Raw genomic sequence first — 21305 nt, 5'->3', positions numbered from 1 at the left:
ATTTGACGCTTTTTGGACGGTTCCGTACTCTGTTAATCAGGAATGAAAACTCTTGAAACCAGTCGCCCGCGAGTTGCTGACGATATCACGCAGCTTGTTGGGGAAACTCCTATGCTTCGCCTGCGCCGCTTGGTTCCCAATGACGCGGCAGAGGTTTGCGCCAAGCTGGAATACCTGAATCCCGGCGGCAGCATAAAAGATCGAGCGGCGATTGGAATCATTAAGCGGGCGGAAGAAGAAGGCCGGCTGGCAAAGGGAAGTACCATCATCGAGGCTACCGCTGGGAATACTGGAATCGGCCTGGCACTGATTGGGGTGAACCGCGGATACAAGGTAGTTTTCTTTGTCCCGGAGAGGTTCTCAGAAGAAAAAGTCATGCTGATGCGTGCCCTCGGCGCTGAGGTCCATCGGACCCCGGATTCCGAGGGCATGGAAGGCGCCATCCGGCGGGCCCGTGAATTTGGGGCGCGTACTCCCAAGTCTTTCCTGGCATTGCAATTCGAGAATCCCGCCAATCCTGAATACCATTACCAAACCACCGCGCACGAAATATATGAGCAGATGGAAGGCCGGATTGATGCCATCGTCATAGGCGCCGGAACCGGCGGAACTTTCAGTGGCGTAGCGCGTTTCTTTAAGCAGAAGCTGCCCCGTGTGCTGGCCATTGCCGTGGAAGCGCAAGGATCGGTACTCGGCGGGGGCAAGCCCGGAGAGAAGCACAAGGTGGAGGGCATCGGAGCGAGCTTTATGCCCAAGACATTCGACTCAAGCCTGGCGGACGAAGTCATTATGGTGCGAGATCCGCAAGCATTTGAAATGGTCAGACTGTTGGCGCGGGAAGAAGGCGTGCTCTCTGGTTCGAGTGGCGGCGCCAATGTTCACGCCGCCTTGCAGGTGGCGCAGCGGCTGGGTGCGGGTAAACGCATTGTGACCGTAATCCCCGACTCCGCCGAGCGTTACATGTCCAAGAGGATTTTTGAAGAAGGCGGTCAATGAGAGCACGACGGTAAAATACTTAGCCGCTGGCGCCGAAGGATAGTCATGTCTAAGAAAGTCGAAGCCGGTTTTGCGACGCGTGCCATCCATGTTGGGCAGGAACCCGATCCTCTCACTGGCTCGGTAGTTGCTCCCATTTATCCCACTTCAACCTATGTTCAGGAAGAACTGGGGAAGAACAAGGGATACGAGTATTCGCGCGTTTCCAATCCTACTCGCACGCGTCTGGAAGAAAATCTCGCGGCCCTGGAGTGGGGAACTGCGGCCAAAGTGTTTGCCAGCGGCATGGCAGCAATCAACGCCATGTGCACCTTGTTGAAGAGCGGCGATCATTTGATTTGCTCCCATAATGTGTACGGCGGCGTGCCGCGACTGTTTAATCAGATTCTCGCAAACTATGGCCTGGAGTTTAGTTATGTGGACACCTCGCAAGTCCGTGAGGTGGAGCGGGCGATTCGTAAAAACACTCGCATGGTCTACGTGGAGACTCCCACCAATCCCTTAATGTCCGTCAGCGACATCTGGGCGATCAGTCAAATCTGCCATCGGCGAGGCGTAGAAGTCGTGGTGGATAACACTTTTATGTCGCCTTACTTTCAGCAGCCGATCAAGCTGGGAGCAGACATGGTGGTCCATTCCACCACAAAGTTTCTTAACGGACATAGCGACGGTTTGGGTGGCGTGATTGTTTGCACCAAACCGGAACAGGCAGAGCGATTGGCGTTCATCCAGAAATCGGCGGGGGCCATTCTGTCGCCTTTTGAGTGTTGGCTGGTGCTGCGGGGAGTTAAAACTCTCGCCGTTCGAATGGAGCAGCACGATCGCAATGGCCGCGCCGTGGCCAAGTTCCTGGCTGATCACAAGAAAGTGAAAACGGTGTATTACCCAGGGCTTCCGGACCATCCCCAGCACGAGCTGGCGCGGCGGCAGATGCTCGGCTTTGGCTCCATGATTACGTTCGAGACCGGTTCCCTCAACAACGCCAAAAAGATGCTGCGCAAGGTGCGGGTGTGCTCCCTGGGCGAGTCCCTCGGAGGCGTGGAGACCTTGATTTCGCATCCAGCCACCATGACCCATGCGGCGCTTGGCGAGAAGGGCCGGAAGGCCATAGGAATTACCGACGGCATGGTGCGTATCTCCGTTGGAATTGAGGATATAGACGACATCCTGGATGACCTTGACCAGGCCCTCTCCGCCATCTGATACCGTTCAAATTACTTATTTCTCGGCCGACGGATGAAATCCTGTCGCCCGGGTATTTAGGTTAGTGTTGGGGTATGCTTACGCTGCTGGATTGGCGTTTTTTTCGGGCCTTTTGATGGGTGACTCCCCTGACGTTAAAAGCCAGCATTGAGCGGTGAGGAGCTTTACCATTCGTCTCCGCAATCCGTTTCGCGAACAGGAGTTCGAGCGCGTGGCCATGCCACATGCCGAAAGTCTGTTGCGTACTGCGCTCCGCCTCACACGAGAAAAATCCCTTTCGGAAGACCTCGTCCAAGAGGTCCTCTTGCGGGCCTGGCGCTCGTTTGAGCAGTTTGAGGCGGGAACCAACTGCAAAGCATGGTTGTTCAAGATTATGTTGAACCTGGCAAGTAAGCGGCAGAAGCAGATCCGGACCAGGCCGCAGTTGGTGTCTCTCGAGGAGAACGAGTCCTTCAAGTTGCCGGTCACGGTCACCCGCACTCCGGAGTTTACGGGGTCGGAAGTTGTGACTGCTCTCGACAGCCTGCCTGAAGAACACCGGACCGTTCTTCTGCTGGGAGTAGTGGAAGGATTCACCTGCAAAGAAATAGGGCAGATGCTGAGTATCCCCATTGGAACGGTAATGTCTCGCCTGAGTCGGGCGCGCATTGGATTACGCCGAAAATTGACGGAACCTATAGGTCGGGCGTGCGTCTGTAAGCCGGAAGTTTCCGTGAAGCAGGTACAGAAAGGTGCTTATGAACTGCACTGAAGCGGAGTATCTGGCGCCGCTCTACTGGTCGAACGAGCTCGAGCCGAAAGTGATTCTCGAACTGGAAGAGCATTTGAGTGATTGCGCAGAGTGTGCTCGCGAGTTGCAGGCGCAGAGTCAATTCGACGAGCTATTGCGAAATGCGGTCGATCAAAATGCCATCGACCAACAGTTGATCAATCCTCAAGATGTGCGCACCCGGGTGCGACAGGAAATGCGGGCTTCGGAGAGTCTTTGGCGGCGGATTTTTGCTGGTACCGCCTTACGGCTGGCAGCGGTCAGCGCGGTGCTTCTGATTCTGTTGGGCGGCAGCTTGTTCTATGTTTCGCGCCAACGCGCCTTCGAGCGCACTCTCTATGCCGATGCCGCGGACGACCACCACGATGAGGTCATGGCCCACCTGGTGGACAGCTACTGGCGCTACAAGGTAGCGGATATTCAGGATCTGTTGCAATCCTGGGTGGGGCAGACCACGCTCGCCCAAGCCCTCACTCCGAACGGCTACCATCTTGCCCGTGCTCGTCTTTGCGAATTGCAAACACAAATCTATGTCCACCTGGTTTATGATGACGGTGTCCACGAGGTTTCCATATTCGTTCGTCGAAAAGAAGCGGAAACCCTTGCCGGACGCGCAATCGGCAGTATCAATGGTAAGTCGTTGCACGCTCAGTTCGTCAAAGACCTGCAAGTTGCAGGTTTCCAGTCGCGTGACTTGACCATACTGGTTGTGACCGATATGCCCCGCCGCGATTGTCTGGAGATTGCCCGCCAAGCTGCCTCTCGGGTCTGACCAATCCATGCGGTTTGACTGAGTGGGTTCCCTCACGTATGTGCCTCTGGTAATTGCACCTATTCAGGTGCAAGTTAATCGCATTGCATCGTTCTTTAGCTAGAGCGCCGGAGGAAAACCATGCCACGAATTGCTCCATTATGGCTAGGTATTTTCGTGTTTTCTGGAATTATCTATGCCGCTGATCCTGCACAGCCTGCTCTGACGATCTACAACCAGCAGTTCGCGGTGGTCCGCGAATCTGTCCCGTTGGACCTTTCAGGCGGTGTCAACGAGCTCAAATTCACGGACATCACTTCACATCTGGAACCCGACTCGGTGATGTTGCGCGATCTCTCAGGACAGCGCGCGTTGCAAATCCTGGAACAGAATTACCGCTCCGATCCCGTGTCGCAGGAATTGCTCCTGTCTTTGTATGAAGGCAAGACTCTGGATTTTAAAGTGCAGGAGCGAGACCAGACAGAAATCGTGAAAGGGCGCATCATTCGCAGTGGCTACGTACCGCACTATGCCGCGCTCCAGCAATATGGACAGCAATACTATGCCACGCAAATGGCGTACGCCCAGGGCACCGGGGTTCCCATTGTAGAAGTTGATGGCAAAATTCGTTTTGGTTTACCCGGGCTTCCACTCTTTCCAGCTCTCACCAACGACACCATTCTTAAGCCCACTCTGAATTGGCAGCTTCAGACCGACAAGCCAGGCAAATTCAGCGCTGAGCTTTCCTACGTGACCGGCGGCATGAATTGGCAAGCAGATTACAACGTAATCGCGCCGGTGAAAGGTGATGTGCTGGACATGATTGGCTGGGTCACCATGGACAACCAGAGTGGGAAGACATTCGAGGACGCCTCCATAAAGCTGATGGCTGGAGATGTGATGAAGCTTCAACCCGGGCAAAGAAGTGCGGATGCCGTCTATGTTTTCAACGCTGAGGTTTCAGCCGGCGCAATGCGGCCTCCTGTTTCCGAGAAATCTTTCGACGAATATCACCTATACACTCTGGAACGTCCTACGACCTTGCACGACCACGAAACCAAACAGGTGGAGTTCGTGCGCGCATCAGGGGTCGCCTCGAAGCGAGTCTATGTCTATGACGGCGTGAAGATTGATCCCCAACGCTACCAGTATTGGGCGCTCGAGCAGATTCGCCAGGACCGAGAATACGGCACGCAATCAAACCCGAAGATCTGGGTGATGCAGGAGTTGGTCAACTCCAAAGTCAATCACCTGGGCATGCCGCTGCCCAAGGGCAGGCTGCGTTTTTACCGGCGGGACACCGACGGCCATCTCGAGTTCACCGGTGAAAACGTGATTGATCACACCCCCAAAGACGAGACCATCCGCATTTACACGGGCAATGCATTTGATCGTGCGGGCGAGCGCCGCCGCGTCTCGTACCACATCGACACAAACAAGAATACCCTCGATGAATCATTCGAGATCAAGCTGCGCAATCACAAAACCGAGCCGGTCGAGGTCCGCGTAGTTGAGCATCTTTACCGCGCCTTGAATTGGGAAATTATCGAGGAATCCCATAAGCACGTGAAGAAGGACTCGCAGACGGCGGAATTCCCGGTCACGATTGCACCTGACAAGGAACAGACGATCACTTATAGCGTGCACTATTCCTGGTGAGCGCCGGTGGAAAGCCGTAACGTAGGCCCACACATTACAACTTCGTAACCCGATTCCCATTCAGCGAAAGCGGTAAAATGTAGACATCGCCAGTCCTGCCCATGGCCACACTCAAGGAAATCGTCAACGAAAAGGTGCACGAGGGGGCCTCCGAGCTGTGCGAAACGCTCGACCGTAACCGAGTGCGCTGCTACTCCTGTGGGCACTGCTGCCCAATTCCTGACGGCCAGCCGGGGGTGTGCAAAGTCAGGTTCAACCGGGGTGGGACACTGTACGTCCCTTGGGGCTATGTGGGCTGTGTGCAGTGCGATCCGATTGAGAAGAAGCCGTTCTTTCATGCCATCCCAGGAGCGTTGGCCTATAGCTTTGGCATGCTGGGTTGCGACCTGCACTGCGGATACTGTCAGAATTGGGTAACGTCGCAGGCGCTGCGCGATCCCAATGCGGTCAGTGCTCCGCTGCAGGTGACGCCTGAAGCCCTAGTGGATGAAGCGCGCAGGCACGGCGCCAAGGTGGTGGTCAGCACCTATAACGAGCCGCTGATCACCTCCGAGTGGGCCGTCGAAATATTTAAACAAGTCCGCTCGGCCGGGTTGATGACAGGCTTCGTCTCCAACGGAAACGGCACCCCGCAGGTGCTTGAGTACCTGCGGCCCTGGGTGGATCTGTACAAAGTTGATCTAAAAAGCTTCGACGACCGCCATTACCACGAGCTCGGCGGACGTATTGGGCCGATCCTGGAGACAATTCGGCGGCTGCACGAAATGGACTTTTGGCTGGAGATCGTGACCCTGCTGATCCCAGGATTTAATGACTCCGCCGACGAATTGAAGCGGCTTACGGAGTTTGTGGCAGGGGTTTCGCCGCAGATTCCCTGGCACGTGACCGCATTCCATTCCGACTACAAGATGACCGATACCCGAAATACGCGTCCCGAAGACCTGTTGCGGGCGGTTGACATAGGCAGGCAAGCGGGCCTGCGGTATATCTACCCGGGCAATCTCCCCGGTGAGGTTGGCGACCTGGAGAATACGCGCTGTCACAACTGCGGCAAGCCGTTGATTGAGCGCTATGGTTATTTGATTTTGGGATATCATCTGACGCCCGAAGGAGCATGTCCCGGGTGTGGGACAGCCATCCCGGGAAGGTGGCAGCCGAGCTTCGACCAACAGATCACTTCTCATCCTTTTGCGCCGCGACGGCCAGCGGGTTCACGCGTCTCTTTCTAAAGAGACTCTTCAGGCAGGAGCGCTCACCGGGCTGGAGTTGCCCCGCGGGCGTGAGAAGTGTAGCTTCTAGGGCGGCCCAAACAGCTGCCATTGCGGCGACTGGGACCGGCACGACGGATTCATAAGCGGTGAGGTGCAACATGGCTGTGAAACGCATTACACCGGAGCAAGCAAAAGAATTACTCGATAGCAATCGCGATTACATTTACCTGGATGTGCGTACGGTTCAGGAGTTCGATGCCGGCCATGTGCCTGGCTCAAAAAACATTCCGCTGATGGAGCCGATGATGGGACGGATGCAGTTAAATCCGGAGTTCGTCGCTGTGGTGGAAGGGAATTTCGGCAAAGATGCCAAGCTCATTGTCGGCTGCCAGAAAGGCGGACGCTCTCTAAAAGCCGCCGAGATGCTACAAGAGGCCGGTTTCAAGAATGTGGTAGATATGCGCGGAGGTTTTGGCGGTGAGACCGACGAGGGCGGGCGGCTGACCTTTCCCGGGTGGTCGCCGCGTGGTCTTCCGGTAAGCCGTGAGAGCGGGGCGGAAGACCGCTACGAGCACTTGAACAAGGCGGGCAGCAGCTAAATGGATGCAGTAAAGAAACGCAAGGCCCTTCGCTTGTTTTCCTACGGCATGTACATCATGACATCGGGAGGCAAGCAGCGCTATGCTGCGGGAACGGTCACCTGGATCTCGCAGGCATCTTTCAAGCCGCCGCTATTGATGGCCGCAATTCGTAAGGATAGCAGCCTTTTTCAATGTGTCTCGGAGAGCCGTGTTGCCGTGGTACACGTGCTGGACAGCGGCCAGGAAGCAATCGCGCAGAAGTTCTTTTCTCCCTCCAAAGTCGCCGACGGCAGCATCAACGGCGAGACGTTCATCGCAGGAAAGACCTCTGCTCCCGTTCTGAAGAACATGCCCGCATATGTAGAGTGCCAGGTCCGCGAGATCGTGGATAGCGGGGGCGACCATGCCATGGTCATCATGGAAGTGGTCGAAGCCGGGTTCAAGGATGACGTCCGGCCGCTCACGGTGGCTGACTCACCCTGGCAATACGCCGGGTAACCGCATCTTCCGACTTGCCTGCTGTACAATGCGGCGGCCATGCCTCCAGCCACACTCACAGAAGCTGAAAACTGGCGCCGGACTACCCCCTCCTTTATCGGTGCCTTGTTTGTATGGTTAGCTGTCTTTGCCGCCTATTCTGCTGCCCAATCGCAAGCCAATCCAGAACCAAGGTTCGAAATCTCCTTTCCGGCCGCTGTCAGCAGTAAACCCGTGACTGGAAGAGTATTCGTCATCGTGGCGCGAAAGGAGACCCCCGAGCCGCGTTTGCAGGTAGGAGATTGGAACGCCCACGTGCCATTTTTTGGCGCTGACATCGAGCAACTTCAACCTGGACAACCGGCCGTAATCACTCCGAATACGCTGGGCTTTCCGTTCAAAAGCCTGGGCGAGATTGAGCCAGGCGACTACTACGTGGAAGCCCTGATCAACGTTTACACGGAATTCCATCGCGCCGACGGTCACACCATATGGGCGCACATGGACCACTGGGAAGGCCAGCAGTTCAACACTTCCCCGGGGAATTTTTATAGCGAAGTACAAAAAGTGCACCTTGATCCCGCGAAAGGTTACGACATTAAGTTGAGCGCGGACCACATAATTCCACCACTGGAGGCGCCAGCGGACTCGGCAAAAGTTAAGCGCGTAAAGATTCAGAGCAAGTTGCTCAGTCAGTTCTGGGGGCGACCGATTTTCATGGGGGCGACTGTGCTTCTCCCCCAGGGCTACGACTCGCATCCTGACGTTCGCTATCCGGTGATTTACATCCAGGGCCACTTTGGCCTGGAAGCGCCATTCCACTACTCGGAACAAAGCTCGGACGAGAGCGGCTTGCGTCAATTCCTGGAGCACAACAATGCCCAGTGGGTGAGCGGCTACGATTTCGGAAAGCAGTGGAACTCCTCCAATTTTCCGCGCATGATCGCCGTCACCTTTCAGCACCCGACGCCATATTTCGATGATTCCTATGCCGTGAACTCAGCCAACAATGGGCCATATGGTGATGCACTGCTCACCGAGTTGGTCCCTTATCTGGAAGATCACTTCCGGATGTCGCGCCAGCCTTACGCCCGAGTGCTTACCGGAGGCTCTACCGGAGGATGGGAGTCACTGGCTCTGCAAGTGCTGCACCCGAATTTTTTCGGTGGGACCTGGACTCTGTACCCCGATCCAATTGACTTCCAACGCTATCAACTGGTGAATATCTACAGCGATGACAGCGCTTTTCTAGCTCCGGGATACGATCCGCCGATTCCAGAACGGCCCCTGCAACGCAGCGTAGAAGGGCAGGTGGATACTACCGTACGGCAGATGAGTCAGTTCGAATCTGTGCTCGGCAGCCATGGCCGCTCGGGTCAACAACTAGAAGCATGGGAGGCGGTGTACGGGCCGGTAGGTCAGGATGGCTATCCGCAACCGCTGTTCGATAAGCTGACTGGGAAAATTGATCACAGTGTCGCAGACTACATGCGTGATCACGGCTATGATTTGCGCGATTACACCGAGCGGAACTGGTCGAAAATCGGGCCACAACTTGTAGGTAAGATCCACATTTACGTGGGCGATATGGACAACTACTACCTGAATCTGGCTGTGTACAGAATGGAGGACTTCCTCAAAACAACCAGGAATCCTTATTACGCAGGGTCAGTCAAATACGGTCGGCCCATGAAAGGACATGGTTGGCAGCCAATGACTGACGCAGAACTGGCGCGCATGATGGCAGCCCACGTCGCGACCCATGCGCCCAAAGGCGAAAACACCGCGGCGTGGCACTACAAGTGAATGAATGGGGACACGATGCCATATCTCTTAAAAACTGAGGCTTCGGTATATTCGTTTTCTGATCTTGAGCGCGATAAAACCACTATATGGGACGGCGTCACCAACCCGGTTGCCGTAAAGAACCTGCGCCAGATGACCCCGGGAGAAGAGCTGGTGATTTACCACACCGGCGACGAGCGCCAGACCGTCGGGACAGCTACGGTAGTGAAAGTGGACGCCGGCGATCCCAAAAATCCGCAAGTCACGATCAAAGCAGGGAAGAAACTCAAGCCGACCACATTGGCGGAAATCAAAGCCGACAAGCTGTTTGAAACCTCACCGCTCCTGCGTCAGGGACGATTATCGGTGGTGCCGCTTACTGATGCACAGTACCGCTTTCTGAATCGCTCCTGAGTTTTCAGCGCACGCCCAGCGTGGAGTTCCTCCGTTTGTTTCTCGCTCCCCGCCAATAGAGCAGCAATCCAATGCCGATCGCGACGGCGCTGCCGCCGATCACTTTGAACTCGAATAGAACCTTGTCCTTAACATCCAGTGTGGGGATCAGAGAAAGCACAATGGAGAGCGCGGTCACTGCGAAACCCAATACGCCCGCGACCCAAACCCCCAGTTTTCCGCCGGGGATGAGTACCGCGCCGGTGTTGGTCTTCCGGTCAGGACGGTAGGCCAGCCGGATGGCAGCCGTGTACATATAGAGGAACGGAATAAAATTAATGATAATGGTCGCATTCACCAGCACCAGATAAGCGCCGCGAATGCTTTCCGAGATTTGCGATACCAGCAGGATCGCGCCCGAAATTAATCCTTGCGCAAGAATGGCAACATAGGGTGTGCGCCAGCGGGGATGGATTTTCCCGAAAGCTTTGGGCAAATAGCAATCAATGCCAACCACAAATGGAATGCGCGAAATTCCTGCCACGGTTGCGCCTACGCCTCCGGCATTGCCCAGGCTCACCAGCATGGCAGCGATCATGCCCAAGGCGGCGACGCCCAGTAACGCAGAACCCCGGCCGACCGCCTGGAAGACGCCGTTCTGAACATTAACTTCGTTTGCCGGCACAATGGTGAGCACCGCGATGGTGGCCACAATGTAGATGGTGGCGATCGCCGCCCCTGAGCCAAGCGTGGCGCGCGGCAGAGTGCGCTGTGGATTCTTGATTTCCTCGGTCATGGAGCAAACCAGCTCCATACCGCTGAATGCGAATGCCATCTGTGACCAGAATCCCACCGTATCCCAATCCCAGTGAGGAAGCACGTTGTGCCAGGTGAAGTGAGTCACCGAGCCGAATCGCGAGGCTAAGACAGCCGCCACGCAGACCAGCATCACCAGCGGAACATAAGTACCCACGCCGCCAGCGTTCTGCAGCCACTTGCCAATGTTAAGGCCAATCAGGTTGAGGACCACCGCAATTGAAAGCAAGCCAAAAGACGCGCCGACTTCGTAAGCGCGATTGTCCGCCAGCCAGGCATATTTGGGACCGCCGATGTAGACGGACATGGCTACGCTGGCCAGCAGCAGTCCCGGAAAATAGAAGAAGGTGTAGATCCAGTAGCACCAACCGGATACAAAGCCGTGAAAATCTCCAAATGCCTCTTTGGTCCAGACGTAGATTCCACCTTCGTGCGGATAGCGGGTCGAAAGCTCTACGATGATGAATGCAGTTGGAACAAAAAACAGCAGCGCCGCCAGCATCCACAGGCTTACTGAGGAGGTCCCGTTGTGGGCTGCGGCGGCGATCCACCTCGGCCCGAGCACGCCGGCGATGTTAAACAGCAAGACGTCCCAGAGTCCCATCTCCCGACGTAATTGTGACTTCACGTCTGGAGGGGTGGCTGGCGATTTCAAATTTCTGTTCTCGTGGGGAACATTCTGGCTCGCGGAGAGTTTAGCAGGAAAAGAATGGCGGCCGGTTTGTCTTCTGTGGAAACGTGAGTGGGGCGCAGCGCCAAGCCGCGCCCTCTCGAGCTAAGAGTCTTAGCGATTCATGGCGTTCGTGGGCTGCTTCAGTCGTGCGATGTCGTCGTTGGTGTAGACCTTGTGGGCGGGATGCTGTTTCACCTCCTGGCGAATCTCTCTCGCCACCTCAGCGAGGCTGCGGCCGTTCAACGACGGGAAGTTGTAGGCGTCGTTAAAGCTTCCAATCCCAAAGTCAAGGGCGGGACCTCTCGCTTGCGCCAATGTCTGCCCTTCTGGCGCGCTTGACGTATTTTCCACCGTGCCTACCGCAGGCACGCCTGCCACCGAAACCGGCAGCGTTACGGGTGGCGTCATGATAGCGGTGCTCACCACGCCGAGGTCAACGACGGTAGCGTTGCTCGCCCCTACGGCCAAGCCCGGCGTCGCGCTCGTGGCGCCTGCCGGAGAAGGCGAAGCCGGGGTTGCCCAATCCACTACGGGCGTGCCAATCAGGGGTGCATTAGGCATGTTCCAGATCATGCGATTACTGGCAAAGCCGGTATTGGAGACCCAGGTTTGGGCTTGCGCCGGAGTTTCAGAAAGCGCACTCAAAAAGAGACTCAACAGAATAAGCTGCAATATTCCCACTAGTGAAACTGTCAGAACCCTACCCAGAGCCTTGCCACGCATACTCTCCTCCTAACCCACTTTCGTTGCGACGCGAATCTTAAACCAATAGATGCCAAAAGTCAGCTAAGTTCCTACAAAGCGGGCATATAAACTTCTGGCTACTTTGGTGTCCGTGGTTCCCTTGATGATGGCCCGGCCATCCCGAAAGAGCGTCATTTCATAGGGTTCCCGCCAAAATTTCAGGACAAACTCGGTGTGGCGGACGGTCCCATGGGGAGTGAGCCTTGCGCTCATTTCGACAAAATTCACGTCCCGCTCGTGCTCATGAATCTGTACAGAGTTACGTCCGCAAAGGGTGATATGCGGCCGGTGCTCGCCGGCGAGATGGACGAACTCTCTGCCAACGCAGACGCGGCAGCCCGGAACCGGCTGGCCGGCACCGATTTCTGAGCGCTGATTGGACCAGAGGTCGAATGACAAGAGAGTTCGCCGCAGGGTCCTTTGGGCGTCCGGTTTCTTGTGCCGAAGTAACAGCTTCAGGGCTTCCGTGGCTTGAATCGAAGCCACCATGTTCACGACGGTATTCAGAATGCCCGCCGTGTCGCAGGTCTCAAGCGTTCCTTGGGGAGGATCAGGAAAAACACAGGCCAGACAAGCAGTTTCACCCGGCACAATATTCATGGTCGCGCCGTAGCTGCCCACTGCCGCGGCATAAATCCACGGGAGACCGGCCTTGACGGCAAAGTCATTGATCAGGTACCGGGTTTCGAAGTTGTCCGTGCCATCGAGGACCAGATGCATGGCGGAGAGCAAGGTCTCGATGTTGCTGGGAGTGAGGTCAGCAACCTGCGGCTCGACGACGATCTGCGAATTGAAACCGCTAATTTTTCTGGCTGCTGCCGTGGCCTTAGGCAGGGAATCAGCCGCATCGGATTCATCGAACAAGGTCTGGCGCTGCAGGTTGCTGGGTTCTACATAGTCGCGGTCAATGATGCGGAGCGTGCCCACCCCAGAACGCGCCAATAGCGCCGCCACCGCGGAGCCAGTTGCTCCGCAGCCCACGATGACGACCCGGGAGGCTGCCAGTTGGCGTTGGCCTTCCGCGCCAATGCCCTGGAAGAGGATTTGACGCGAGTACCTATCCTCGAAGGACATGACCAAACTCCCGCTAAAGGTGGATTTCCCAGCCGCTATTATAGGGCTAGGAACTTCCGCTGGGTCGCAGCTATGGCGGTTTGTACCCGGTTGTGGGAAATTGGGAGTACAACAATTCCGGCGGGTACTTTCATCCGACTAGCGAAACTTACATCAGTCAGGGCCCGGAACGAACCAAGGGTCAAGGAGTCTGTTTGACGGCATCCCTCGTCAGAACACTGGCAGCGCTGAGCTTCCTGGCGATCACCGTGGTTATGCCCGCCCGGGCACGGCAGGATGATTTCTCCTCCGACACTTCGTCCGTCCTTCGCCCTTCCGGACAACAGCCGGGCGCGAGCGTAGCCCAAGACTCAACCTCGGTCACAGAGCCGTTGCCCCCGCTGGATGCGGTCCGCGAATATGAAGGAATGATCGTACGTAATATTGAATTTCAAGGCTTTGAAAAAGATGATCTTGAGCATGTCCGCGCACTGCTTCTACAGAAGCCTGATCAGCCATTGGATCCAGCCAAGGTCCGCAACAGTGTGCTGGCGCTGTTTTCCACCGGTCGCTTTGCTGATGTGCAGGTTCTGGCTGACCGCGACACACAGAATCAGCTCTCCCTTGTATTCGTTGCCACAGAAAACTACTTCGTGGGTTTGGTCAATGTGGAGGGTGTCCCCCACAACATGACCAGCGCTCAGCTGGTGAACGCCTGCAAGCTCCAGTTGGGAGAGCTTTTTACCCGCGAGAAGCTACACAGCGGCATTGATCGCATGCGCCTGCTCCTGCAGGAGAACGGATACTATGGGGCTACCATCCGCGAGGGATTGGAACCGGATCCCGCGACCCAGCAGGTAAACATCACCCTTTACGTGAAGTCCGGGGTGCAGGCACATGTGGCTGAGATTACGGTGAAGGGAAGCCCTTTGTATAGCCATTCCGAGCTTCTCGAAATCGCGCATATTCATCCCGGGGACCCGGTCAGTTCGCAGGTCGTCAACAATGCCTTGCGCCGGCTACGCAAGCGATACCAGAAGAAGAATTTTCTGGAAGCCCAGGTCTCGGTCACTAGCCAGCAGTTCCAGCCGCAGAGCAACGCCGTAAGCTACGTTCTGCTCATCCAGCCCGGCCCCACGGTTGACATCACTGTGCAAGGCGCACGCGTTCGTCGCGGAGTACTGAAGAAATACATTCCGGTATACGAAGAAGATGCTGTGGATGAAGACTTATTGAACGAGGGCCGGCGCAACCTGCGCGACTATTTCCAGGCCCAGGGTTATTTTGATGTTGAGGTCAATGTCCGCACCGATCCCGATCCCGGACACAATCACCTGGCTGTGACTTACATCGTGGAAAAGGGAATCCGGCACAGGCTTGCTGATCTTGTAATTGCCGGAAACCGCAGTTTTCCAGACGACCTGATCCGCGAGCGCATGCAGATCCAGCCTGCAGGACGTGTGTTCTCTCGCGGGATCTTTAGCCAGGCCCTGCTCGCGAACGATGTAAGCAGGATAGAGGGCCTATACCAGGACAATGGCTTTCGGCAGGTAAAGGTTAATCCCCGTGTGGAGGATAACTACAAAGGAGAAGAGGGCCGCATCGCGGTTACTTTTCAGATTGATGAAGGCCCGCAGACCATCGTAGCTGCATTGCAAATCGCGGGGAACAACACCATCCCTACAGATCAGCTCATGGAACGAATTCAAAACACAGTGGGACAGCCTTACTCGGACTTCAAAGTATCGCAGGACCGCGAAGCCGTGCTCAGTGAGTACTTCAACCGAGGCTTTCCCAATGCGGTGTTTCAATTCAGTGCTGTTCCATCTCCCGTCCAGCCCAATCAGGTGAATGTCTCCTACACCATCAAAGAGGGCCAGCAGTTTTTTGTGAATCGAGTTTTGGTGGACGGTCTGGAGCACACCCGGCCCTACGTGGTTGAACGCGACATCACAGTCCGTCACGGAGATCCCATCAGCCAGCAAGACATGTACGAATCGCAGCAGAAGCTTTACGAACTCGGGATCTTCAATCAGGTGGATACTGCTGTGCAGAATCCGGACGGCGAAGCGCGGGACAAAAATGTTCTAATGCGGGTACAGGAGAGCAAGCGCTATACGTTTCAGTACGGCGTCGGCCTGGAAGTCCAATCTGGCCAGCCCGCCGGGGCCAACAATCCTCAGGGCAAAACCGGAGCCAGTCCTCGCGTCGAGTTTGCCATCACTCGTTTGAATTTTCGGGGCCGCGACCACACTATCTCTTTCAAGTCACACTTCGGTAATCTGCAGCAGCGCGCCTTGGTCCGTTATGATGCGCCCCGGTTGTTGAACGATCCCAGCTTGCGGTTGATCTTCACCGCGCTTTACGACAACACCTTCGACGTTCTTACTTTTACTTCCAAGCGGTTGGAGGGTTCGGTGCAGGTTTCCCAAAGCGCGAGCAGAATTTCCACCTTGCTTTACGGCTTTACTTACCGCCGTGTTCAGGCCACAAACCTGGTGGTCTCGTCCAATCTTATTCCGCTCCTTTCACAACCGGTACGGGTAGGAATGCCGACGTTCACCTATATCCGCGATAAGCGTGACAACCCAATTGAGACCCACAAAGGCAACTACACCACCTTTGATACCGGGGTGGCTGCAAGCTTCTTCGGTTCACAGGCTAATTTCAGCCGCGTGCTAATACAGAACTCTACATATTTTCCTTTCAAGAAAAACAAGCGTGGCACTCAGCAATGGGTATTTGCACGCTCCACCCGCATTGGCATCGAGAACCTGTTTGGCAAGAACCTCTCGGTGCAGAATCTTCCCGGCAACAACCCTTCGTGCGAGAACCTTGCCGGTAACCCGGCGGTCAACAATCCTACCTGCGACGTGATACCCTTGCCCGAACGCTTCCTGGCGGGCGGCGGTAATTCCCACCGTGGCTTCGGCCTGAATCAGGCAGGGCCGCGCGACGCAGCCAGCGGCGAACCTTTGGGCGGAAACGCGGTGTTCATAAATAACCTGGAGCTTCGTACCCCGCCGGTCTCCCTGCCCTATTTGGAGAATAACCTCAGCTTCGCAATCTTCCACGATGCCGGGAATGTCTTTACAACCGCGGATGGTATGTTGAAAGGATTGGGTCGGTTTCGGCAGGACAGAAGTGGTTGCAATCTCTCCTCGGGGACAACCTGCAACTTCGATTACATCTCTCAAGCCCTGGGTGCGGGAATCCGTTACAAGACGCCGATTGGCCCCCTCCGGTTTGATCTCGGGTACAACCTGAATCCGCCGGTGTTTCCCATTGGCAAGTTGTCCCCTGGACAGGTTGTGACGGGCCCGGCGTGTAAGCCCCCGCTGATCAATATTGGGGGAGGCACATGTGTGCTGCCCCGTGTCGGAACCGCATCGCACTTCAATTTTTACTTCAGTATTGGGCAGACGTTTTAATGCGCACGCGCTTCTTCCAAATCGCACTGGCTCTTCTGGTGACTGCTGCGCCAACCTTCGCCGGCCAGGTTGTGGAGCGCATTGTGGCCACCGTCAATGGTCACCCGATTCTACAAAGCGATTGGGATGAAGCTGTCCGATACGAGGCATTCGTCAATCACCGTTCGCTGGATAGCTTTACTCCTCAGGACAGAAAAGCCACTTTGGACCGCATGATTGATCAGGAACTGCTGCGGGAGCAGTTGAAGGATTCCGAACAGGAACAGGTTCCCGCTCAGCAAATAGAAGAACGTCTGCGAGAGATTCGCAAGACCTACTTGGGCGCTCAGGACGGGTCAGCGTGGAATGCAGATCTTGCAAAATACGCGCTTAGCGAACCAGTGTTGCGGCAGCACATCAGGCTGCAGTTTGATCTCACCCACCTCGTGGAGAGCAGGCTGCGTCCCAATGTGCATGTGGATCGAGATAGCATTGAGGCTTATTACCGCGAGAAACTCCTGCCACAGTTGCGGAAATCGGGGGTGCACGAAGTACCTCTTGCAGAGGCTTCCCCCAGGATAAGGGATCTGCTGGCACAACAGCGCATGGACGAGCTTCTGAATGCATGGATACGCGACCTGCGGCAACAGGGCCGTATCCGTGTGCCCAGTGCACTTGAGGAGGGAGTTGCCGTGCGATGATCCCCGGCGAAGTCGAGGCGCCGGAGCTGCCCAGACGTTCCCGCACCCGGACTCTGGTGCTGGCCTTGCTGGGCATGGGCCTTGTTTTTCTGTTCGTCGGCACCGCCTGGTACCTGACCAGTGCGGAATTCAATTCTCTGGTAAGGAAGAAGGTAGTAGCCGAACTGGAGCGCATCACCGGCGGCCAGGTTGAGCTTTCTGCGTTTCACTGGAACCTTTCCAAATTGCAATTTGTGGCTCGGGACTTGACGATCCATGGCCGCGAGGCCCATGGGGAAATCCCCTTTATTCATGCCGATCTCGTCCTGGTGCGTCTGAAGATTATTTCCTTCTTTGGCGGCGACCTGGGCCTTGGTCATGTCGGCTTTGAACACCCTGTAATCCATGTGATCACGTATCCAGATGGCTCTACCAACCAGCCGACTCCCAAATTCAGTTCACAAACTAAAGGTCCCGCCGAGCATCTCTTCGAACTTGCTATCTCCCGTCTCGATTTACGCGACGGAATATTGCTGGTAAACGATCGTCAAATCCCATTCGATTTCACTGCCGGCGATCTAACCGCCGCCATGGATTACAGCATTCTGGGCAACCGCTATGACGGCAGTATTCATATTGGCAAGCTCGACACAAAGTTGCGCAACTGGCGGCCATTTGCGTCGGTGGTACACGCGGAGTTCAGTCTGTGGGCCTCGAGAGCAGAACTGAAGAGCATTCGATGGGCCTCGGGAAGTTCCCGGCTAGTCGGCAACGGCAGTATAGGAAATTTTCGTCAACCCACGTTGAAGGCCGCCCTCAGTGGGAACCTCAACCTTGCCGAGTTGGGCACGCTGATGCGCGCTCCGCAATTCCGCGGCGGAGTCCTGGATCTCAACGGTACTTTCTCCTACAGTGGGGGCCAGTATGCTAGTGCGGGCAGAGTACTGGTGCGTGATGTCGACTACGCCATCCTTCCCGCCCACGTTCACCTCAGTAGCGCCGCTGCGGATTACTCCCTCGACAACGACCGGTTAACCGTTTCCGCCATTCACGGGCGGACAATGGGAGGAAGCATAACGGGCGATGCGCAAGTGGTGAATTGGCGCTCCGGTGCAACCCTCCACGAGAAATCTGCAGCGCTGCGTTCCTCGGTGGCGGCACAAAGCAAGGCCGCGGCCCTCGAACAACAGGGCAGTGCCAGCCTGCAACTCGGAGGATTGTCCCTGGAAGGCTTAGCAGATGTGTTCTCTACGCCCACATTGGCATTTAAAAACCTCAATCTCGCGGGCAGTGCTTCCGGCGGGGTAAAAGTTTCCTGGCACCGCTCACCGCAATATGCAGACGCGACTATGAACTTGAGCTTCGCTCCTTCGGCGCATCCGACGCCTGCACAGCTGCCGGTGGGAGGCGGTTTACGGGCAAACTATCACGCGGCAGCACAGGTTCTCGAGCTCTCCCAACTTACGCTTAGTACTCCGGCCAGCCGCTTATCGGCAAGCGGTACCCTGGACCCTTCTGCTGCCCACTTAAAACTCACAGCGACGACTAGTGATCTTGCCGAATGGCAAGCCATTGCAGCTGTGCGGGGACAACATCTTCCTTTCTTGTTGCACGGACCGGCCACTTTCCAAGGGATTGCCAGTGGAAATAGCGCGGAGCCAATTCTGGCCGGACATTTGCAAGCCACGAATTTTGAGAGCGTAGTGCCCCCGCATACGGTTCCCGCACCAGCGACCCTCAAGCGGGTGCACTGGGACCTGCTCTCCACCGATCTGACGGTTTCCCCAATGGCGGTGAGTGTGAGACGTGGAGTGCTGCGGCGTGGTAGGGACCAGGCCGAGTTCGACATCAGTGCCGCTCTCCACAATTTCCTGTTCACTATCGGCAACACATTCTCCGCCCGCTTGGCCGTTCATAATTCCAGCTTGGAGAACCTGGAGTCGCTCGCCGGATACAACTATCCTGTGACGGGGGTGGTTAATCTTTCGCTCAACGCTTCTGGCACACTGCTCGATCCACATGGCAACGGCCAACTCAGGATCAGCAATGCCACCATCGCGGGCGAGCCCGTGGACTCCCTCACCGCTGATTTACTTTTCGCAAACGGCGAGGCGCAGGTGAATGATATTGTTCTGCGTCGCGCGCCGGCCAGCGTGGTCGGGAACGCGGCGTATAGCCTAAAAACCAATGGATTCCGCTTCAACCTGCAAGGGTCGAAGTTCGACCTCGCGAAGATCCGGCAACTCCAGACCACACGGCTGAGCGTGGAAGGCGAGTTGGGCTTTTCCGCACAAGGCACGGGTACTCCCCAGGCCCCAGTGGTGAACGCAAGCTTGGACCTGCACAACGTGTTGTTGGACGGTGAGTCCGAAGGCGACTTTAGAGCGGACGCAGTCACTCATGGTGCAAACCTTCATCTGGCTGCCCGATCCAACTTCGAACACGCAACTCTCAACGTGGATGGTGATGTCAGACTGCGCGACGATTTTCCCGCCAACCTCACTCTCAACTTTAGCCGACTCGATATTGATCCCTTGCTGCATGCTTACCTGAAAGGCCGCATTACCGGTCACTCTTCTACCGTGGGCACGATAACGCTGAGGGGCTCCCTACGCCGTTTCCGCGATTTAACTATGAAGGGGAACGTTGACCAATTCTCCTCTGATGTGGAAAACGTTAAGCTACAGAACAGTGGACCGTTCCGCTTTGCATTGGAACAGCGCACACTTACCTTGGAAAGTCTTCACCTGGTCGGTAACGGTACAGACGTTACTGCTTCCGGGTCGGCTCAATTCAGCGGCGAACGCAAGGTTGATCTGCGGGCAGACGGCCAGGTTAACCTGACCATTATTCAAACCCTGAATCCGAATTACCTCTCTTCAGGTCTCATGATGGTTCGAGTGCGGCTTGACGGAACCATGGATGAGCCGCACCCGCACGGACAGGTAAGCATTCAGAACGGCGCCATTTCCTACATTGACTTGCCCAGTGGCTTCAATGAAATCAACGGGACCCTGGCGTTCAATGAAGATCGTTTACAGATCCGCTCCCTCAGTGCCCGCACCGGTGGCGGCATGCTCAATCTGGGAGGTTTTGTCGCTTACAACAATAAGATCAACTTCGACCTCACAGCCAAGGGGAACGATATTCGGCTTCGCTATCCGCCTGGCATGAGTTCCACCGCCGATCTTGACTTGCGTCTGAGTGGATCGCCTTCGGGTTCGCTCCTCTCGGGCAACATCCTGGTCACGCGTTTTGCGGTAAACCGGGACTTTGATTTCGCTCAGTACCTGGCGCGTGTGAAGGAAGCGGCAGTTACTTCTAATCCCAAGTCACCGCTCAATAACCTGAAAATTGACGTGCATATCACCACCGCGCCGCAACTGGAGGTGCAAACTGCCTCGGCGAAGCTTTCCGGGGATGCTGACCTGCGAGTGCGAGGAACCGCAGCTACCCCGGTTGTTCTGGGCCGCGTCAATATTGCGCAGGGTGACATTTCCTTCAATGGCACGAAGTACCACATGGAGCGGGGTGACATCACTTTCGCGAATCCGGTCAGGATCCAGCCAGTGCTCGACCTGCAGGCTACATCCCGTGTCCGCGACTACGACATCACTCTTGGTTTCCACGGACCGCCCGACAAGTTGAGCATGACCTACAGTTCCGATCCACCACTGCCCCCGGCTGACATTATTGCGCTGATCGCCATGGGACGTACCCGCGAGGACACCGCCATACAACAGCAGCCCGGCACCAATTTCACCCAAAGCGCCTCCAGCGCGATTCTTGGCGAAGCTCTCGCCCCGAGCAGCAGCAATCGTCTGGAGAAGCTGTTTGGGGTGGGCCGAATCAAGGTAGATCCAGAGGCAGGGGTCGAGAACAACGCCACCGGTACGCGGGTCACAATAGAGCAGCAGGTGTCGAATAATCTGACCGTAACCTACATCACGAACGTCTCCCAGACCTCGCAACAAGTAGTCCAGGCAGAGTTCTGGCTTACACGGAGTATATCCGTGATCGGTCTCCGCGATCAGAACGGCGTGGTCAGCTTCGATGTGCGGATCCGGCAGCGGAAGAAGTAACCAGAAAAGGTGGGCTCGGCCC

Annotated in this window: 16 protein-coding genes; 13 read left to right on the top strand and 3 right to left on the bottom strand. The window is 56.1% G+C overall.

The genetic code is table 11. The features are described from left to right. Nucleotides 1-42: 42 nt before the first annotated feature. The 10 genes from cysK (at nucleotide 43) to VFA76_10310 (ending at nucleotide 9846) form a co-directional block, all read left to right on the top strand. On the top strand, nucleotides 43-996 hold the full coding sequence (gene cysK / locus VFA76_10355) for a cysteine synthase A (protein ID HZR32237.1): 954 nt from the start codon (nucleotides 43-45) through the stop codon (nucleotides 994-996). Between the two features lie 45 nt (nucleotides 997-1041). Then, on the top strand, nucleotides 1042-2199 hold the full coding sequence (locus VFA76_10350) for a PLP-dependent aspartate aminotransferase family protein (GenBank protein ID HZR32236.1): 1158 nt from the start codon (nucleotides 1042-1044) through the stop codon (nucleotides 2197-2199). Nucleotides 2200-2353: 154 nt separating this feature from the next. Next, nucleotides 2354-2950 (top strand): sigma-70 family RNA polymerase sigma factor, encoded by a 597-nt coding sequence (locus tag VFA76_10345; protein ID HZR32235.1) that lies wholly within the window; start codon nucleotides 2354-2356, stop codon nucleotides 2948-2950. After that, nucleotides 2937-3740, top strand: coding sequence for a zf-HC2 domain-containing protein (locus tag VFA76_10340; protein HZR32234.1), 804 nt, complete (start codon nucleotides 2937-2939; stop codon nucleotides 3738-3740). The genes VFA76_10345 and VFA76_10340 overlap by 14 nt, the downstream gene beginning before the upstream one ends. 120 nt (nucleotides 3741-3860) lie before the next feature. Then, nucleotides 3861-5378: a DUF4139 domain-containing protein gene (locus VFA76_10335; GenBank protein HZR32233.1), complete on the top strand. Its 1518-nt coding sequence runs from the start codon at nucleotides 3861-3863 to the stop codon at nucleotides 5376-5378. 101 nt (nucleotides 5379-5479) lie between these two features. After that, nucleotides 5480-6607, top strand: coding sequence for an AmmeMemoRadiSam system radical SAM enzyme (gene amrS, locus VFA76_10330; GenBank protein ID HZR32232.1), 1128 nt, complete (start codon nucleotides 5480-5482; stop codon nucleotides 6605-6607). 140 nt (nucleotides 6608-6747) lie between these two features. Further along, nucleotides 6748-7188, top strand: a complete 441-nt coding sequence (locus tag VFA76_10325) for a rhodanese-like domain-containing protein (GenBank protein ID HZR32231.1) — start codon at nucleotides 6748-6750, stop codon at nucleotides 7186-7188. Continuing rightward, nucleotides 7189-7668, top strand: coding sequence for a flavin reductase family protein (locus tag VFA76_10320; GenBank protein ID HZR32230.1), 480 nt, complete (start codon nucleotides 7189-7191; stop codon nucleotides 7666-7668). 213 nt (nucleotides 7669-7881) lie between these two features. Next, nucleotides 7882-9453, top strand: coding sequence for an alpha/beta hydrolase-fold protein (locus tag VFA76_10315; protein HZR32229.1), 1572 nt, complete (start codon nucleotides 7882-7884; stop codon nucleotides 9451-9453). Nucleotides 9454-9468: 15 nt separating this feature from the next. Then, nucleotides 9469-9846 (top strand): EVE domain-containing protein, encoded by a 378-nt coding sequence (locus tag VFA76_10310; protein ID HZR32228.1) that lies wholly within the window; start codon nucleotides 9469-9471, stop codon nucleotides 9844-9846. 4 nt (nucleotides 9847-9850) lie between these two features. Here VFA76_10310 and VFA76_10305 read toward each other — a convergent pair whose 3' ends face one another. The 3 genes from VFA76_10305 to VFA76_10295 form a co-directional block, all read right to left on the bottom strand. After that, complete coding sequence (locus tag VFA76_10305; GenBank protein HZR32227.1) at nucleotides 9851-11296, bottom strand: APC family permease; 1446 nt, start codon at nucleotides 11294-11296, stop codon at nucleotides 9851-9853. 129 nt (nucleotides 11297-11425) lie between these two features. Further along, nucleotides 11426-12037, bottom strand: a complete 612-nt coding sequence (locus tag VFA76_10300) for a hypothetical protein (GenBank protein HZR32226.1) — start codon at nucleotides 12035-12037, stop codon at nucleotides 11426-11428. A gap of 63 nt (nucleotides 12038-12100) precedes the next feature. Next, nucleotides 12101-13132: a ThiF family adenylyltransferase gene (locus tag VFA76_10295; protein HZR32225.1), complete on the bottom strand. Its 1032-nt coding sequence runs from the start codon at nucleotides 13130-13132 to the stop codon at nucleotides 12101-12103. A 194-nt stretch (nucleotides 13133-13326) separates the two neighbouring features. On the opposite strand from VFA76_10295, the gene VFA76_10290 reads away from it, so the two are divergent. Genes VFA76_10290 through VFA76_10280 form a run of 3 tightly spaced genes read left to right on the top strand, consistent with a single transcriptional unit; the run spans nucleotide 13327 to nucleotide 21283 of the window. After that, nucleotides 13327-16542, top strand: a complete 3216-nt coding sequence (locus VFA76_10290; protein ID HZR32224.1) for a POTRA domain-containing protein — start codon at nucleotides 13327-13329, stop codon at nucleotides 16540-16542. Further along, a complete protein-coding gene (locus VFA76_10285; protein HZR32223.1) occupies nucleotides 16542-17222 on the top strand; it encodes a SurA N-terminal domain-containing protein in 681 nt (226 codons plus the stop codon). The genes VFA76_10290 and VFA76_10285 overlap by 1 nt, the downstream gene beginning before the upstream one ends. Further along, complete coding sequence (locus VFA76_10280; GenBank protein ID HZR32222.1) at nucleotides 17219-21283, top strand: translocation/assembly module TamB domain-containing protein; 4065 nt, start codon at nucleotides 17219-17221, stop codon at nucleotides 21281-21283. Before VFA76_10285 ends, VFA76_10280 begins: the two co-directional genes overlap by 4 nt. Nucleotides 21284-21305: the final 22 nt, after the last annotated feature.

The sequence above is a fragment of the Terriglobales bacterium genome (assembly GCA_035651655.1).
Taxonomy (GTDB): domain Bacteria; phylum Acidobacteriota; class Terriglobia; order Terriglobales; family Acidobacteriaceae; genus DASRFG01.
This window is presented reverse-complemented; position numbering and strand designations above follow the sequence as displayed.